The sequence below is a fragment of the Bradyrhizobium cajani genome (genome assembly GCF_009759665.1).
Classification (GTDB): Bacteria; Pseudomonadota; Alphaproteobacteria; order Rhizobiales; family Xanthobacteraceae; genus Bradyrhizobium; species Bradyrhizobium cajani.
On record NZ_WQNE01000016.1, the window covers coordinates 59589 to 76027 of the forward strand.

Here is a 16439-nt window from a genome sequence, read left to right on the forward strand (position 1 = left end):
ACAAAAGCGTGTCAGTGCAGGTCGCACGCGGCATTTACGAGGTCGCGAGCCAGCCCCTCGCCTCCTCCAGCTTCACCCATTCGAACTCGGGCAATTGATGCCGGAACCAGGTGAATTGCCGCTTGGCGTAGTGGCGGGTGTCGGCGCGGCCGATCCTGGCAGCCTCATCCAGACTGAGCTCGCCGCGCAGATGCCGGATCAAGGCCGGCACGCCATGAGCCTTCATCGCCGGCAGCAGCGGGTCGAGACCGCGGGCGGCGAGCCGCTCGACCTCCTTCAGCGCGCCGGCACCAAGCATGGCGTCGAAGCGGGCATCGATACGGGCATAGAGCTCGTCGCGCTCGGGGGCGAGAAAGACCGCGCGGAAACTGTCCTTCGGCAGCAGCGGTGGCTGGCCCTCATTGTGCCAGTCGAGCAGCGAACGGCCGGTGGCCTCGACCACCTCGAGCGCGCGCGCGATCCGGGTACGGTCGCGCAGGTTCAATCGTTCGGCGGCGCGCGGATCGCGGGTCGCGAGTTCCGCGTGCAGCGCTTCGACACCGTTCCGTTCCAGCCGCGCCCGCACGTCCTCGCGCAGCTCGGCGGGGATCGGCGGCACCACGGAGAGGCCCGCGGTCAGCGCCTTGAAATAGAGCCCGGTGCCGCCGATGAAGATCGGCAGCCGGCCCTGCGCTTGCGCCTCTTCCAGCGCCTTGGCTGCGTCGCTCACCCAGGCACCGGCCGAGAAGTTCACGGCCGCATCGACATGGCCATAGAGACGATGCGGAGCGCGCGCCTCCTCGCCATGTGTGGGGCGCGCCGTGATGATGCGGAGGTCACGATAGAGCTGCATGGAATCGGCATTGATGACGACGCCGCCCACGCGCAGGGCAAGCTCGAGCGCCAGCGCCGACTTGCCGCTGGCGGTCGGGCCTGCGATAAGCACGGCCTTGCTTGAATGCCCCTCGCTCACGAAAACCTCAAATGTCCCTCGTCGCCACGCTGATCTGCAACCCCGACAATCCCGCGCTCGACTCTACCATCGTCGACGGCGCCCGCGCCGTGCTGCCTCAGGCAGCTCCCGCGCACTGGCTGTTCGACGGGGTTGCCGTCGACATTCCCTTCGGCGCCGACAGTAACCTCGAAGGCGACCGCCACGCCATCGAGCAGCGGTTGCGAGAGCTCCGCAACGACCTGCCGATCGACGTCGTCGTGCAGCCAGTCGGCTTCCGGCGCAAGAAGCTTTTTCTCGCCGACATGGATTCCACCATGATCGGCCAGGAATGCATCGACGAGCTCGCCGATCTCGTCGGGATGAAGGCCCACGTCGCAGGCATCACCGAACGCGCGATGCGCGGCGAGATCGAGTTCGAGCCGGCGCTGCGCGAGCGCGTCGCGCTTCTGAAGGACCTGCCCGCCAGCGTTGTCGACGAGGTGCTGGCCAAGCGCATCACGCTGACCCCGGGTGGCCGTGAGCTGGTCGCGACCATGCGCGCCCACGGCGCCTATACCTGCCTCGTCTCCGGCGGCTTCACGCTGTTCACCAGTGCGGTCGCAGCCAGGATCGGCTTCCAGGAGAACCGCGCCAACGAGCTCGTCGTGCGCGAGGGCAAGTTCACCGGCGAGGTGAAGGAGCCGATCCTGGGCCGTGCCGCGAAGCTCGCGACGCTGGTCGATCTGATGGAATCGTTCGATCTCGACGACATCGACTCGGTCGTCGTCGGCGACGGCGCGAATGATCTGGCGATGATCCAGGCGGCCGGGCTGGGCGTGGCGTATCACGCCAAGCCCGCGGTGGCCGCGGCAGCCGCCGCGCGGATCGACCATGGCGATCTCACCGCGCTGCTTTATGCGCAGGGGTATCGGCGTGAGGAGTTCGTGGAGGGGTAGCCACAAGTCGTTCCGGGATGGTGCGCAAGCACCAGACCCGGAACCTCGAGATTCCGGGTTCGATGCTGCGCATCGCCCCGGAATGACCGATGTAGCTACTGCACGCTCAGCGCCACGAACCGCAGCTCGCCGTCGGCGTTGGAGACCAGCAGCAGCACCGACTTCTTGCCGTCCTTCCTGAGCTGGTCGACGCGCTTCTGGATGTCGGCGCCGCTCGAGACCGCTTCCTGTGCCACCTCGACGATGACATCGCCGGCGGAGAGGCGTTTCTCGGCGGCGTCCGAATTGGCGTCGACATTGGTGACGACCACACCCTTGACGCTCTCCTTGATCTTGTAACGCGTGCGCAGATCCTTGCTCAGCATTGCCAGATCGAGACCGAGCGCTTTCTGCGTCACCGGCTTCTCGGGCGCGGGCTCGTCGGTCTTCACCGCGGCCTGCACCTTCTCGGCATCCTGGAGACGGCCGAGCGTGACCTTCTTGGTCTCCTCCTGCCCCTTGCGGATGATGACGACGTCGACCTCCTTGCCGACCGCCGTGTCGGCGACGACGCGGGAGAGATCCTTGGGGTCCTTGACGTCCTTGCCGTCGAACTTGACGACGACGTCGCCCGGCTCGATGCCGGCGGGCTTGGCCGGGCCCTTGTCGTCGACGCCGGCAACCAGCGCGCCGCGCGCCGGCTTGATGCTGAGGCTTTCGGCGATCTCGTCGGTGACGCTCTGGATGCGCACGCCGAGCCAGCCGCGACGCAATTCGCCGAACTGGCGGAGCTGGTCGACGACGCCGGCGACCGTCTTCGACGGCACCGCGAAGCCGATGCCGATCGAGCCGCCCGAGGGCGATATGATCAGCGTGTTGACGCCGATGACTTCGCCTTCGAGGTTGAACAGCGGGCCGCCCGAATTGCCGCGATTGATGGCGGCGTCGGTCTGGATGTAGCTGTCATACGGCCCCGAGGAGATGTCGCGGTTCTTGGCCGAGACGATGCCGGCCGTCACGGTGCCGCCGAGGCTGAAGGGGTTACCGATCGCCACCACCCAATCGCCCAGGCGCAGCTTGTCGGAGTCGCCGAACTTCACCGCGACCAGCGGCTTGGTCGGCTTGAACTTGAGCACGGCGAGATCGGTCTTCTTGTCGACGCCGACCAGCTCGGCCTTGATCTTGGTGCCGTCGTTGAGGATGACGTTGATCTCGTCGGCGTCCGCAATCACGTGGTTGTTGGTGACGGCGACGCCGGCGGTGTCGATGATGAAGCCGCTTCCGAGCGAGTTGGTCTTGCGCGGCGGGTTGTTCTCGCCGCCCTTGCTGCCGCCACCGGGACCCCTGCGGTTCTTGAAGAAGTCGTCGAAGAATTCCTCGAAGGGCGAGCCGGGCGGCAATTGCGGCATGGTGTTGCTGCCGCCGCCCTTGGCCTCGACGGTCTGCGAGGTCGAGATGTTGACGACCGCGTCGATCACCTTCTCGGCGACGTCCGCGATTCCCTCCGGTCCGCGCGCATGAGCCGGTGTGCCGAACGCGCTGAAAGCACTGACGGCGAGCGCGGCCAGCCCAAGTCGCGCGCATTGGCGCAAGCGGGTCGGGGCAATGGTGGCAGCGGTCATAGTGATCTCCAGAGGATAAGGATTCGGCGTCCAGACTGCGCTCGAACGGGGGCACGGCGCAAGCGCGGAGCTTAACGGGCCTCAAGACCCGGATAATACGGCGAAAACCGGTCCTTCGCCTTCACTTTGACGTTGGCGCAACGGCTAGACCGGACGACGCATAACCCAGATCAGGATCAGGCCGGCTACGGCCGAACCGATCCCGACCGCCCGAAGGATATTGTCCGGCGTGGCGATGGCGCTCTTCATGGCCTTGCGCATCCAGGCCGGACTTGCAGCGAACATCAAGCCTTCGAGCACGAACAGGATGCCTAGGCCGATGAGGAAGTCGGCGAACGCAATGGACCTCATCGGATTGGAACTCCCGTTATGCTGTTCTTGTCTGGACGAAGGGCGGCAGGCCTGCTGCCGCCCTTGTCTAGCTTACGGCTTCGCCGGCGTCTCGGTCGCCGACTTGCCCGCCGGGTTACCGAAATACCGGAAGAAATCCGACTCCGGCCGCAGCAGGAAGCGGGTGTCGCTGGCGCGCAGCCCGTTCTCGTAGGCCGTCATCGACCGGTAGAAGGCGAAGAAGTCGGCGTCCTTGCCGTAGGCCTCGGCGAACAGGCGGTTGCGCTCGGCATCGCCGGCGCCGCGGGTCTGCTCGCCCTGCGAATTGGCTTCCGCGATGATCACGGTCGCCTCGCGGTCGGCCTTGGACTTGATCTCCTGGGCCTTCTGGCCGCCCTGCGCACGGAACTCCGCAGCTTCGCGCTCGCGCTCGGTCTTCATCCGCAGATAGACCGCCTGGCTGTTCTGCTCGGGCAGATCGGCGCGCCGGATCCGGACGTCGACGACCTGGATGCCGTAGCCGTCGGCCTCGCGATCGAGCTGGTCGCGGATGCGCAGCATCAGCTTCTCGCGGTCGTCGCGCACCACATTGATGAACGTGACCTCGCCGAGCACGCGGCGCAGTGCCGCGTTCAGGAGCGTTGTGAGCTGGATGTTGGCGGCCTGGATCGAACCGACGCTCTGATAGAAGCGCAGCGCGTCCTTGATGCGGTAGCGCGCGAAGGCGTCGACCACGAGCCGCTTCTGGTCGGACGCGATCGCTTCCTGCGACGGGTTCTCGAGGTCGAGGATCCGCTTGTCGATGTTGATCACCGAATTCCACGGCGCCTTGAAATGCAGGCCGGGCACGGTGACGACGTCGACCGGCTTGCCGAACTGGAGCACGATGGTCTGCTCGGTCTGCTGCACCGTGAACAGCGACATGTAGCCGACGATCACGACGAGCAGAAGGGCGAGCAGCGTGACGATACCTGTGACCGGAGACCTCATCGGCTGCCTCCGCTCGACTGCGGACCGGTCGTAGGCGCCCGCTTGGGCGCCAGTTCGGGAAGCGGCAGATAGGGCACGACGCCCTGGCCCGCGGGGCCGCCGTCATAGACGAGCTTGTCCGCGCCGCCGAGCACGCGCTCCATCGTCTCAAGATAGATCCGTTCACGCGTCACGTCGGGCGCCTTCTTGTATTCCTCGTAAACCTTCAGGAAGCGCGCGCTCTGGCCCTTGGCCTCGGCGACCGCCTGCTCCTTGTAGCCTTCGGCGTCCTGCAGGATCTTGGCCGCGCGTCCACGCGCCTGCGGAACCACCTGGTTGGCGTAGGTCTGCGCTTCGTTCTGCAACTGCTCCAGATTGGCTCGAGCGGCCTGCACGTCGCGGAAGGCGTCGATCACCTGCGCCGGCGGATCGACCTTCTGCATCTGCACCTGGGTGATGAGAATGCCCGCGCCGTAGCTGTCGAGGGTCCTCTGGATCAGCTCCTGCACGCCCTGCTCGATCGTGTTGCGGGCGCCGGTCAGGATCGGCTGGATCTGCGAACGGCCGATCACCTCGCGCATCGCGCTCTCGGCGACCGCCTTCACGGTGCCTTCCGGGTTCTGGATGTTGAACAGGAAGTCGCCGACGCCGCCGGCGTCGGGCTTGATGCGCCACAGCACGGTGAAGTCGACATCGACGATGTTCTCGTCACCGGTGAGCATCAGGCTCTCTTCCGGCACGTCACGGATGGAGCGGCCACGCCGCGCCGGATCGTCGATCAGCGTCATGCCGATTGAGGTGGTGTTGACGCGCAACGCCTTCGGCAGCAGCACGGTCTCGATCGGATAGGGCAGATGATAGTTCAGGCCGGGATCCACGGTGCGGACGTGCTTGCCGAAGCGCAGCACGACACCGCGCTCTTCGGACTGCACGCGGAAGAAGCCCGACAGCAGCCAGAACGCGAGGATGAGCAGAATGATCAGCGTGATGCCGACGCCGGAGAAATAGCCGCCCGGCATGATCTGCTGGAGGCGGTCCTGGCCGCGCCGCAGAAGATCTTCCAGATCCGGCGGCCTCGGCCCCACCGGTTGCGGGCCTGAGCCCCATGGTCCCTTTGGACCCGAGCCCCATGGGCCACCGCCCTGATTCTTCCACGGCATTCGACGTTCTCCTCGGCAGACCGGGACTAGAATTAACCCGGCCCGCATTGTCCGGTCCGGCTTTATAGGGGACCGGCAGGTCCCTTACAACGCAGCGCTGGCCGCCTTCCGAGCTATGCTCGGGCACGAAAAAGTCAATGTAAACATTGGCGAATGCGGTTAATTGGAGACCCGCCGACGATATGTCACATAGGAGAAGTCGGAGCTGTCGTCGGGTCCGGCGGGATGACGGATGCGCGCCGTCTCCTCCCATTTCGCCTTGTCGATGTCGAAATGCGTGTCACCCTCGGGGCGCGCATGCACTTCGGTGATTTCGAGGCGATCAGCGCGATCGAGCCACTGCCGGTAGATCTCGGCGCCGCCGATCACCGCGATCTCGGCGACCGAACGCCGCAGGGCATCGCCACGCGCGACCGCCCCCGCATCCGCAGCTGACGTGGTGACGACGGCACCGACGGCGCGATAGTCCACATCGCGCGTGATGACGATATTGGTGCGGCGCGGCAGCGGCCGGCGCAGGGTCTCGAAGGTCTTGCGACCCATGATCACGGGCTTGCCGATCGTGAGCGCCTTGAAGCGCTGCATGTCGGATTTCAACCGCCAGGGGATCGCGCCGGCGGCGCCGATGACGCCATTCTCCGCGATCGCCACGACGAAGACGATCTCCATCAGCTCGTGCTCCCGGCAAGCCGTGCCAGCGCAGGTCCGGTGACGCGGCACAACGTCCAATCGTCCATCATGACGGCGCCCAGCGATTTGTAGAATGCGATCGACGGCGCGTTCCAGTCGAGCACCGCCCATTGCAGGCGCGACCAGCCGTTGTCGAGGCATTCCTTCGCGAGATAGACCAGCAGCGCCTTGCCGAGGCCCCTGCCCCGATGCGACGGCCGCACATAGAGATCCTCGAGATAAATGCCGTGGCGGCCGCTGAAGGTGGAGAAATTCGCAAACCACACAGCAAAGCCGGCTGGCTCGCCGTTCCACTCGGCGATCGCGCAATGGAGTTGCGGCCTCTCGCCGAACAGCGCGCCCGCGATGTCAGCCTCGGTCGCCTCGACCTCGTGCGAGAGCTTTTCGTACGCGGCGAGCTCGCGGATGAAAGCCAGGACGAGGCCAGCCTCGTCCTGGCGCGCGCGGCGGATGTTGAGCGACATCTAGACCGCGACTTCCGCCTTGATGTGCGGATGCGGATCGTAGCCGACGAGCTCGAAATCCTCAAAGCGGAAGGAGAAAATGTCCTTCACGTCAGGATTGATCCGCATCACCGGCAACGGCCGCGGCGTCCGCGTCAGTTGCAGCCGCGCCTGTTCCAGGTGATTGGAATAGAGATGCGTGTCGCCGAGCGAATGTACGAAGTCGCCGGGCTTCAAGCCCGTGACCTGCGCGACCATCATCGTGAGCAGCGCATAGGACGCAATATTGAAGGGCACGCCGAGGAAGACGTCGGCGGAGCGCTGATAGAGCTGGCACGACAGCTTGCCGTTGGCGACATAGAACTGGAACAGCAGGTGGCAGGGCGGCAACGCCATCTTCTCGACGTCGGCCGGATTCCAGGCGGTCACGATCAGCCGGCGCGAGTCCGGGGTCCGCTTGATCATGTCGACCACGTTCGCGATCTGGTCGATGCTGCGCCCGTCGGCCGCAGGCCAGGAGCGCCATTGATGGCCGTAGACCGGGCCGAGATCGCCGTTGGCATCGGCCCACTCGTCCCAGATGGTGACGCCGTTGTCGCGCAGATATTTGATGTTGGTGTCGCCCTTCAGGAACCAGAGCAGCTCATGCACGATCGCCTTCAGCGGCAACCGCTTGGTGGTCAGCATCGGGAAGCCGGCGGACAGATTGAAGCGCATCTGGTGGCCGAACACCGAGAGCGTGCCGGTGCCGGTCCGGTCGGTCTTCTCGGCGCCGTCTGAAAGAATCCGCTCGAGCAGGTCCTGATACTGGTGCATGTGCCATAGAGCCTTTGGGGAGGCGGCGAACTTAACGGCGCCCCCGGCGCTGCGACAGCGGCGATTCGCTGCCCGCACTGATTATACCCGGAAAAATGAGAGGTCCGGGCGCAAACGACAAGGGGCGGAACCCGGCGTCCCGCCCCTCCCCTATCGGGTTGATCCTGCTGGCTAAGTTGCCGGCTTGAGCACCGGGGTCCACTTCGCGATCTCGTTCTTGACGAGGGTGGCCAGCGCCTCCGGCGTCCGATCCTTGGCGCCCGGGATGACGCTGCCGAGCTCGAGCAGGCGCTTCTTCACGGTCTCGTCGTCGAGCGCCTTGATGGCGGCGGCATTCAGGCTTGCAATGATCGCGGGCGAAGTTCCCTTGGGCGCGAAAATCGCGTTCCAGGCCTGGGCCTGGAATGCCGGCAGGCCGGCTTCCGCCGTGGTCGGTACGTTCGGCAGCGACGGATTGCGCTCGGGCGTTGCGATCGCATAGGCCTTGATGGTGCCGGCGTTGATCTGCGGCACGGCGTTGACGATCTGGTCGCACATGTAGTCGACCTGGCCGGCGACCAGCGCATTCATCGCGGGTCCGGTGCCGTTGAAGGGCACGCCGACCGGCTTGATGCCGAGAATGGAGTGCAAGAGCTCGCACGACACATGCGAGACCGAGCCGACGCCGGCATGCGCCGCGTTCACCTTCTCCACATTCGCCTTCACGTAGGTGACGAACTCCTTCAAATCTTTCGGCGGGAAATCCTTGCGCGCCAGGATCAGGATCGGCGTGCCTGCGAGCAGCGCGATCGGCTCGAAATCCTTTTCGGGATGATAGGCGAGCTTCGGATAGAGCGGCACGGAGGCGGCATGCGTGCCCATATGCCCGGTGATGAGCGTATAGCCGTCATTGGCCGCGCGCGCGGCGCGCGTCGTCGCGGTGGTGCCGCCGGCGCCGACCACGTTCTCGATGATGATGCTTTGCCCCAGCGTCTGGGCCATGTGCGCGGTGACGATGCGCGAGATCACGTCGGTCGGACCGCCGGCCGCGAACGGTACGATCATGGTGATGCTGCGCGTCGGATAGGTCTGCGCCTCGGCCGGCGCGACAAACGCACACAGCGAGGCGAGCGCTGCGGCACATGCGCCCGTGAGCGCGCGAATAACGGTCATCTCGATCCCTTTGTCGATCTCTTGTCGGCCTATTGGGCCACAAACAAAATGCCGGCCACAAGGGCCGGCATTTTCATTTCACGAAGCCGTCACACAAGTCGATTCGACTTCCGAATGCGGCGCGCCGACGCAGGCGCGGCGACGACGCAGGGCGCGTCGCCGCTCAGTTCTCGGACTCGGTGAACACCTCGTCGCGCTTGGCGCGCAGCACCGGCAGCACCGTGAGGATCAACAGGCCCGCCGCGATCGCAAGCAGCACCGCCGACAACGGACGCGTCAGGAACACGCTCCAGTCGCCGCGCGAGATCAGCAGCGCGCGGCGCAGGTTCTCTTCCATCAGCGGTCCAAGCACCATGCCGAGCAGCAGCGGAGCCGGCTCGAAATCGTGCTTGATCAGCCAGTAGCCGACGAGGCCGAACACGCCCGCGAGGATGACATCGACCGGCGCGTTGTTCACCGAGTAGATGCCGATCGCGCAGAAGATCACGATCGAGGGGAACATCAGCCGGTAAGGCACGCGCAGCAGCCGCACCCAGATTCCGACCAGCGGCAGGTTGATGATGATCAGCATCAGGTTGCCGATCCACATCGAGGCGATCATGCCCCAAACCAGGTCCGGCTGCTTCTGCATCACCTGCGGACCCGGCACGATGCCGTGGATGGTCATCGCGCCGACCATCAGCGCCATCACCGCGTTCGGCGGGATGCCGAGGGTGAGCAGCGGGATGAAGGAGGTCTGCGCTGCGGCGTTGTTGGCGCTCTCCGGCCCGGCCACGCCTTCGATCGCACCGCGACCGAACCGCGACGGATTCTTGGCGAGCTTCTTCTCGAGCGTATAGGCCGCGAACGACGCGATGACGGCGCCGCCGCCCGGCAGGATGCCGAGGATCGAGCCGAGCACGGTGCCGCGCAGGATCGGCGGCGTCGAGTCGGCCAGGTCCTTCCTGGTCGGCATCAGGCCGGTGATCTTCTGCTGGACGAGATCACGGTTCATCTCGGCGCCGGCGTCGAGGTTGCGGATGATCTCGGCGAAGCCGAACACGCCCATCGCCACCGTCGCAAAGCCGAGACCGTCGGCGAGCTCGGGAATGTTGAAGGCCATGCGCGAGGCGCCGGTTTCGATGTCCGAGCCGACCATCGACAGCAGCAGGCCGAACACGATCATGGCGATCGCTTTCAGCACCGAACCCTTGGCGAGCACCACCGCGAAGATCAGGCCGAGCACCATCAGCGAGAAATATTCGGCCGGACCGAACGCCAGCGCGAGCTTGGTCAGCGGCGCGCCGAGCACGGCGATGAGCACGGTCGCGACGCAGCCGGCGAAGAACGAGCCGATCGCGGCGATCGCCAGCGCCGGGCCGGCGCGGCCCTGCTTGGCCATCTGGTGGCCGTCGATGGCGGTGACGACCGATGTCGCCTCGCCTGGTATGTTGACCAGGATCGACGTGGTCGAGCCGCCATACTGGGCGCCGTAATAGATGCCGGCGAGCATGATCAGCGCGCCGACCGGCGGCAGTCCGAAGGTGATCGGCAGCAGCATCGCCACCGTCGCGATGGTGCCGATGCCTGGCAGAACGCCGACCAGGGTGCCGACGAGGGCGCCGATCAGGCACATCAGCAGGTTGATCGGAGAGAACGCGACGGCGAAGCCGTGAGCGAGGTTGGCAAAGATATCCATCACGCCCTCACTGGATCAGGAAACGCGGGTACATCGGCATCGGCAGCCCGAGCACGTAGGGGAACAGGATTGCGCAGCCGAGTGTCAGGCAGGCGCCGACGATGACGGCTTCCAGCCACCGCGTCTCGTGCGAGCCCAGCGCCGCGATCATGAAGCTTGCGAAAGCCGTGACCACGAGGCCGAGCGGCCGGATCGCCAGCGCAAAGAAGAGGATCGCGGCCATCACGAACAGCGGCCCCCGCCAGGAGTAATGCGAGAGCGCGGCGCCCTCGGTCAGGAGGCCCGACAGGGCGATACCGGCGGACAATGCGACCAGCAGCCCGCCGAACATGCGCGGCGCGGTGCCGGCGCCGAAGGAGAAGCCCCGCATGCCCTGCAAGTCGCTCCCTGCCCACAACGCGAACAGGGCGACCGCCATCAGGACGACGCCGCCGACATAGTCCTGCGCCGACCGGATCGTCATGAACAGCGTGAGGATCGCCACCACGAACAGCGGATAGGAGTAGATCAGCGCCAGCAGCACCTCGGACGACGCCTTCTTGGTGCCGCCGCCGACCGATCCGATCAATGTTGCAGGAGCACCGACGACCAGCGCCGTCGCATGGTTGGTCACGACCGTCGCCGGGCCGCGCCCCGCGCCCCAGCCGAAGATCGTCCCGATCGACCAGATCAATTCGAAAATCTGCGGCGCAATCGCCAGCAGACAAAAGCCGAGCGCCAACCGGGTGTTTCGGGTGGCCGTCGCTGAGTGGCCCATCGTGTCGGCCATGCATGTCTCCTCCGCGACCCGTAAGTCACGAGCACTGTTGTTCTAAATCGACTGGAACTGGATCCCCCGCCCCGACCATTGCCTAGCGATTTTCATCACACAATGCCAGCAAAACCCAACAGGCCGCCGCCGAGCAGGAGCCAAAGTGGATTGATGCGCGAGAGCGATGCAATCACCGCAACCATCGCGGTCAGGAGCAGTGCAGCAATCGTGTGATCGGTCAACCGGGCCAGGATCAGGGCACTCGCCGCCATCAATCCGATCGAGAGCGGAACCAGTGCAGCCTGAATCAGACCGGGCCAGCGCGATTGGCTGGGCCGGTTCAGGAGCCGGCTGACATAATAGGCAAGCAGCGCCGTCGGCAGGCACATGGCGAGCGTCGCCGCCAGCGCGCCGGGGATGCCGGCCACGGCATAGCCGATTAACGTGACGATAAGCACGTTGGGACCTGGCGAGAGTTGCGCGATCGCATAGGCGTCGGCGAACTGCTTGTCGGTCATCCAGTGATGCACCTCGACGGCGATGCGGTGCATCTCTGGCACCGCCGCCGCGGCGCCGCCGACCGCGAACAGCGACATCAGGCCGAAGGTGGAGATCAGCGCCCAGATCGGGTTCTCGGCGTTCATGCTGCTACCTTCCGCCGCAGGAAATAGGTGGCGCCGATACTCACGGGGACGGCGACCAGCAGCACCGCCTGGAGCGGCAGGCGAAGCACGCCGATGGCGAGGAAGACGCCGAGCATCAGGATGAGCGCGACAACGTCGATCCGCTTGAACAGCGGCGTCATCATGCGGAGCACCACCGCGATCAACAGCCCCACCGCCGCGCAGGAGATGCCGCCGAGACTGCGCCGGAGCACGTCGAGGTCGCCGAAATGGGCGTAGATGATCGCGAGCACGGTCATGATCAGCGTCGGCGGCAGCAACAGCCCGGCAAAGGCGGCAACGCCGCCCGCAAGCCCGCGCAGCCGCGCGCCGAACACCATCGACAGATTGACGATGTTGGGTCCGGGCAGGAAATGACAGAGCGCAAAGGTCTCGTTGAACTCGTCCGCGGTCATCCAGCGGTGCTGCTCGACGATGGCGTGCCGGGCAAACACCAGGACCCCGCCGAAACCGGCCAGCGACATCCGGGCGAAGGCCACGAACAGCGCGGCCAGGCCGGGCGGAACGTCCGCGAGATCCGGCCCCTGATCTGGTTCTCGATCTGGCTCTTGGGCGGCCGGTGCTGAATCCGTGGACATGTCAGGAGCTTAGAACGAGGGCCGCGACGCGGCCAAGACGGCCCGGAACCTATCCAAAGGGAACCGCACCTCCCCGCTCGAAACCTCTGTTTTTCGAAAGCTTTGCCCCCTATATTGGGGGTGCCGGTTTGCCGGCTATGGAAATAAACGGTCGTCGCAATAAACCATTCGGACCCGGGGGCGGTACCCGGCGCCTCCACCAAAGCCCACTCGGTGGGACCACCCAGGGCAGCGGGCTTTGGCGGGGGCGAAATAGGATCGACGAGGGCGTAAAGGGCGTACTTTTTCCCGGTATTGTTCCGCCGTTATCGGGCTACTGCAATAGTTGCCAACGACAACTTTGCTCCGGTTGCTCAGGCTGCGTAACGCAGTTTGAAAGACCACTCTAAAGTCCTAGCGGGTTAAGCTCCGCTAGGCGGGGTTCGGAGGCACCTGGCAACAGAAGCCTCCACTTGCCTTCTATTTCCTCCCCGGCGGGGACTCCTGCTGACCCGTCAGGCGCGGTACTATTGCGGCTTGGCGAGTCGGGCCGGCGGGGCCCAACTCCTGGAATGCAACAGGACCACCATGGCGACCGACCATATCCGATACGATGTGCTGGCCCGCGACGCGCTGCGCGGCGTGCTGCGCAAGGTGCTGACCGATGCCGCGTCCCATGGACTGCCGGGCGAGCATCATTTCTTCATCACCTTCGTGTCGAAGGCCGAGGGTGTGAAACTGTCGTCGCGGCTGCTGGCGCAATATCCCGAAGAGATGACGATCATCCTCCAGCACCAGTTCTGGGACCTGACCGTGCTCGAGGACCGCTTCGAGGTCGGCCTGTCCTTCGGCGGCATTCCGGAACGGCTGGTCGTGCCGTTCAGCGCCATCAAGAGCTTCCTCGATCCGTCCGTGAAATTCGGCCTCCAGTTCGACACCTCCGACGTCGCCGAGGTCGAGTCGGACAAGCTGCCCGCTGCTCCCGCGGCGTCGGCGGTCACGGTGCCCGCGCCGGCCGCTGAAACGGCGGAAGCCGCCGACGAGCCGACCCCGCCGAGCCAGGGCGGCGCCGAAGTCGTACGTCTCGATCGTTTCCGCAAGAAATGATCCAGATTGGGCGCGAAGCCGTCGCGCCGGCCAAACTGCCCATATAGAAGAGCACATGAACAGGCCGCGCGGCGTTTCGCGCGGCGGAATGGATGTGCTCATGGCCAAAGCTGCCCGCTCGAAGATTGCCCGCCCCTCAACCCGCATCGAGACCGACAGTTTCGGCCCCATCGAGGTCCCCGCCGACCGCTATTGGGGCGCGCAGACCGAGCGCTCGCGCCAGAATTTTCGCATCGGCACGGACCGCATGCCGATCGCGCTCGTGCATGCGCTCGGCATCGTCAAGCTCGCCGCGGCGCAGTCCAATCGCGAGCTCGGGCTGCTCGACCAGCGCCGCGCCGGCGCCATCATCCGCGCCGCGCGCGAGGTGATCGAGGGCAAGCTCGACGAGCATTTCCCGCTCGTCGTCTGGCAGACCGGCTCGGGCACGCAGAGCAACATGAACCTCAACGAGGTCATCGCCAACCGCGCCAACGAGCTGCTCGGCGGCGAGCTCGGCGCCAAGAAGCCGGTGCATCCCAACGATCACGTCAACATGAGCCAGTCGTCGAACGACTCTTTTCCCACCGCGATGCACATCGCGGCCGCGAGCCGTATCAATGCCGATCTGGTCCCTGCCCTCGGCGAGCTGCGCCGCGCGCTGCGCAAGAAGGAGAAGGAGTTCTCCAAGATCGTCAAGATCGGCCGCACCCATACCCAGGATGCCACGCCTCTGACGCTCGGCCAGGAATTTTCCGGCTATGCCGCGCAGGTCGAGAGCGGCATCGCCCGGCTCAAGGTCGCGGTGAAGGATCTCTATCCGCTGGCGCAGGGCGGCACCGCCGTCGGCACCGGCCTCAACTCGAAGCCCCGCTTCGCAAAGCTGTTCGCAAGGCACGTGGCCGGGATCACGAAGCTCCCCTTCACCAGCGCTGCCAACAAATTCGAGGCGCTGGCCTCCAACGATGCCTATGTGCTGGCGCACGGCGCCATCAATTCGGTCGCGACCGGCCTGTTCAAGATCGCCAACGACATCCGCCTGCTCGGCTCGGGCCCGCGCTCGGGGCTCGGCGAACTGATCCTGCCGGAGAACGAACCGGGCTCCTCGATCATGCCGGGCAAGGTCAATCCGACGCAGTGCGAGGCGATGACGATGGTGTGCTGCCAGGTGTTCGGCAACCACACCGCGATCACGATCGCCGGCAGCCAGGGCCATTTCGAGCTCAACGTCTACAAGCCCGTGCTCGCCTACAACATGCTGCACTCGATCCGCCTGATGGCGGACGCCGCGCGCTCCTTCACCGAACATTGCGTCAACGGCATCCGCGCCGACGAAAAGCGCATCGGGGAGCTGATGCAGCGCTCGCTGATGCTGGTGACCGCGCTCGCGCCGAAGATCGGCTACGACAACGCGGCCAAGGTGGCCAAGACCGCGCACGTCAACGGCACCACGCTGAAGGAGGAGGCGCTGCGGCTCGGCTTCGTCTCGGCGGATGAATTCGACCGGCTGGTGCGTCCCGAGAAGATGACCAGCCCCGGATAAGATTCCGAATTCCGATAGTCATCCGTAGTGATACGGACGCTCAACCCGCAGAAATATGCGGTTTTGGGGGCGGGATTTGATTACCGTCAATGTTCCGGTGGGGCGCCGTGCTACGGCAGCCCTACCGCCCTTGACGGGCGAATTCATCGTTTGATGGCCCAAGGGCCGATTGACGAGGACAAGCGAATGACGATCAAGTCTTGTGCGGCGCAACGTGGCGCCTTTCTGAATGTTTCATCTCGCCTGCAGAGGATCGGGTGATGGAGACGCGGCATGGGGAACGTCATCAACCTGAATCGTTTCAGGAAGCGCGCCGAGCGGGAAGCCTCGGCGAAGCAGGCGGACGCCAATCGGGCGAAGTTCGGCCGAACGAAGGCCGAGCGATCGGCGGAGGAGAAGCGGGCGGACCAGGCGAAGGAGCATCTGGACCAGCACCGGATCGATCGCGAGGAGCAGCCATGAAGTCGCCCGTCGTGAAACGGTCAATCGTCGTCGCCGGCCACAAGACCAGCGTCAGTCTGGAAGAGGCGTTCTGGAACGGGATGAAGGAGATCTCGGGCCTGCGCAACATGACGCTGTCCGAGCTCGTCGGCGAGATCGACAACAGCCGCCAGCAGGGCAACCTGTCGTCGGCGATCCGCCTGTTCGTGCTGGACTACTTCAAGAGCCGCGCCATGGCCGCGCAGCCGGAAAAGGTCCCGGCGCAGTAGGCGTCCGGGGCGTTTCCTCAGACACCCCGAGGTCTGCACTTTAAAATCACTCTAAGGTGCAGTTTCGGCCGACCCGCGCGCTTGACCTCAATGCCCTGCGTTGAAAATACAGGGCATGACTGACACCAATGACACGCGCTCGCATATGCCGCTGGGTCTCGCCCAGCGCGGCTATACCGGCGTCATCCAGCACCTCTCCGCCCGCGACGCGGGCTCGGCGCTCTCGGAGATCGAGCTCGAGAGCCGGCTGATCGAGCTCGGCTTCGTCGAAGGGGCCCGGGTCGAGGTCCTGCACGAGGGCATCGTCGGGCGCGACCCCATCGCCGTGCGGGTCGACAACATCACGATCGCGGTCCGCCGTCGCGAAGCCATGGCCATTATCGTCGCTTAGATAGCGGCAG

Annotated in this window: 19 protein-coding genes and 1 other RNA gene; 7 read left to right on the forward strand and 13 right to left on the reverse strand. The window is 65.4% G+C overall.

Annotated elements, in window-relative coordinates:
* Positions 1-34 precede the first annotated feature (34 nt).
* Complete coding sequence (miaA, locus tag GPL20_RS19870; RefSeq protein WP_254126048.1) at positions 35-952, reverse strand: tRNA (adenosine(37)-N6)-dimethylallyltransferase MiaA; 918 nt, start codon at positions 950-952, stop codon at positions 35-37.
* Positions 953-963: 11 nt separating this feature from the next.
* Here miaA and serB point away from each other — a divergent pair, with 11 nt between their 5' ends.
* The gene (gene serB / locus GPL20_RS19875) at positions 964-1869 is read left to right on the forward strand and encodes a phosphoserine phosphatase SerB (RefSeq protein WP_157331194.1); all 906 of its coding nucleotides are present in this window, start codon (positions 964-966) and stop codon (positions 1867-1869) included.
* A gap of 95 nt (positions 1870-1964) precedes the next feature.
* Here serB and GPL20_RS19880 read toward each other — a convergent pair whose 3' ends face one another.
* From GPL20_RS19880 to GPL20_RS19935, 12 genes are all read right to left on the reverse strand, one after another.
* Positions 1965-3470, reverse strand: coding sequence for a Do family serine endopeptidase (locus GPL20_RS19880; protein ID WP_157331195.1), 1506 nt, complete (start codon positions 3468-3470; stop codon positions 1965-1967).
* 144 nt (positions 3471-3614) lie between these two features.
* Positions 3615-3821, reverse strand: a complete 207-nt coding sequence (locus GPL20_RS19885; protein WP_157331196.1) for a DUF2065 domain-containing protein — start codon at positions 3819-3821, stop codon at positions 3615-3617.
* Positions 3822-3893: 72 nt separating this feature from the next.
* Positions 3894-4790 (reverse strand): protease modulator HflC, encoded by an 897-nt coding sequence (gene hflC, locus GPL20_RS19890; RefSeq protein ID WP_157331197.1) that lies wholly within the window; start codon positions 4788-4790, stop codon positions 3894-3896.
* On the reverse strand, positions 4787-5929 hold the full coding sequence (gene hflK / locus GPL20_RS19895) for an FtsH protease activity modulator HflK (protein ID WP_157331198.1): 1143 nt from the start codon (positions 5927-5929) through the stop codon (positions 4787-4789). Before hflK ends, hflC begins: the two co-directional genes overlap by 4 nt.
* 159 nt (positions 5930-6088) lie before the next feature.
* Positions 6089-6598: a dihydrofolate reductase gene (locus GPL20_RS19900; RefSeq protein ID WP_157331199.1), complete on the reverse strand. Its 510-nt coding sequence runs from the start codon at positions 6596-6598 to the stop codon at positions 6089-6091.
* Positions 6598-7083: a GNAT family N-acetyltransferase gene (locus GPL20_RS19905; RefSeq protein WP_157331200.1), complete on the reverse strand. Its 486-nt coding sequence runs from the start codon at positions 7081-7083 to the stop codon at positions 6598-6600. The genes GPL20_RS19900 and GPL20_RS19905 overlap by 1 nt, the downstream gene beginning before the upstream one ends.
* Positions 7084-7878, reverse strand: coding sequence for a thymidylate synthase (locus GPL20_RS19910; RefSeq protein ID WP_157331201.1), 795 nt, complete (start codon positions 7876-7878; stop codon positions 7084-7086).
* A gap of 171 nt (positions 7879-8049) precedes the next feature.
* Complete coding sequence (locus GPL20_RS19915) at positions 8050-9030, reverse strand: tripartite tricarboxylate transporter substrate binding protein BugD (RefSeq protein WP_157331202.1); 981 nt, start codon at positions 9028-9030, stop codon at positions 8050-8052.
* A 163-nt stretch (positions 9031-9193) separates the two neighbouring features.
* Positions 9194-10708: a tripartite tricarboxylate transporter permease gene (locus tag GPL20_RS19920; RefSeq protein WP_157331203.1), complete on the reverse strand. Its 1515-nt coding sequence runs from the start codon at positions 10706-10708 to the stop codon at positions 9194-9196.
* 7 nt (positions 10709-10715) lie between these two features.
* Positions 10716-11477 carry a tripartite tricarboxylate transporter TctB family protein gene (locus tag GPL20_RS19925; protein WP_157331204.1) on the reverse strand — a complete coding sequence of 254 codons (762 nt, stop codon included), beginning with the start codon at positions 11475-11477 and terminating at the stop codon, positions 10716-10718.
* 95 nt (positions 11478-11572) lie between these two features.
* Positions 11573-12103, reverse strand: a complete 531-nt coding sequence (locus tag GPL20_RS19930; RefSeq protein ID WP_157331205.1) for a chromate transporter — start codon at positions 12101-12103, stop codon at positions 11573-11575.
* Positions 12100-12720 carry a chromate transporter gene (locus GPL20_RS19935; RefSeq protein ID WP_157331206.1) on the reverse strand — a complete coding sequence of 207 codons (621 nt, stop codon included), beginning with the start codon at positions 12718-12720 and terminating at the stop codon, positions 12100-12102. The genes GPL20_RS19930 and GPL20_RS19935 overlap by 4 nt, the downstream gene beginning before the upstream one ends.
* A gap of 83 nt (positions 12721-12803) precedes the next feature.
* Here GPL20_RS19935 and ssrA point away from each other — a divergent pair.
* The 6 genes from ssrA (at position 12804) to GPL20_RS19965 (ending at position 16429) form a co-directional block, all read left to right on the forward strand.
* Positions 12804-13173: a transfer-messenger RNA gene (gene ssrA / locus GPL20_RS19940) on the forward strand.
* 114 nt (positions 13174-13287) lie between these two features.
* Positions 13288-13806, forward strand: coding sequence for an SspB family protein (locus GPL20_RS19945; RefSeq protein WP_157331207.1), 519 nt, complete (start codon positions 13288-13290; stop codon positions 13804-13806).
* 88 nt (positions 13807-13894) lie between these two features.
* Positions 13895-15328, forward strand: a complete 1434-nt coding sequence (gene fumC / locus GPL20_RS19950) for a class II fumarate hydratase (protein WP_157331287.1) — start codon at positions 13895-13897, stop codon at positions 15326-15328.
* 273 nt (positions 15329-15601) lie between these two features.
* On the forward strand, positions 15602-15790 hold the full coding sequence (locus GPL20_RS19955; RefSeq protein WP_027572510.1) for a DUF4169 family protein: 189 nt from the start codon (positions 15602-15604) through the stop codon (positions 15788-15790).
* The gene (locus tag GPL20_RS19960) at positions 15787-16038 is read left to right on the forward strand and encodes a ribbon-helix-helix domain-containing protein (protein ID WP_157331208.1); all 252 of its coding nucleotides are present in this window, start codon (positions 15787-15789) and stop codon (positions 16036-16038) included. Before GPL20_RS19955 ends, GPL20_RS19960 begins: the two co-directional genes overlap by 4 nt.
* A gap of 115 nt (positions 16039-16153) precedes the next feature.
* Positions 16154-16429 carry a FeoA family protein gene (locus GPL20_RS19965; protein WP_157331209.1) on the forward strand — a complete coding sequence of 92 codons (276 nt, stop codon included), beginning with the start codon at positions 16154-16156 and terminating at the stop codon, positions 16427-16429.
* The last annotated feature ends 10 nt before the right edge of the window (positions 16430-16439 follow it).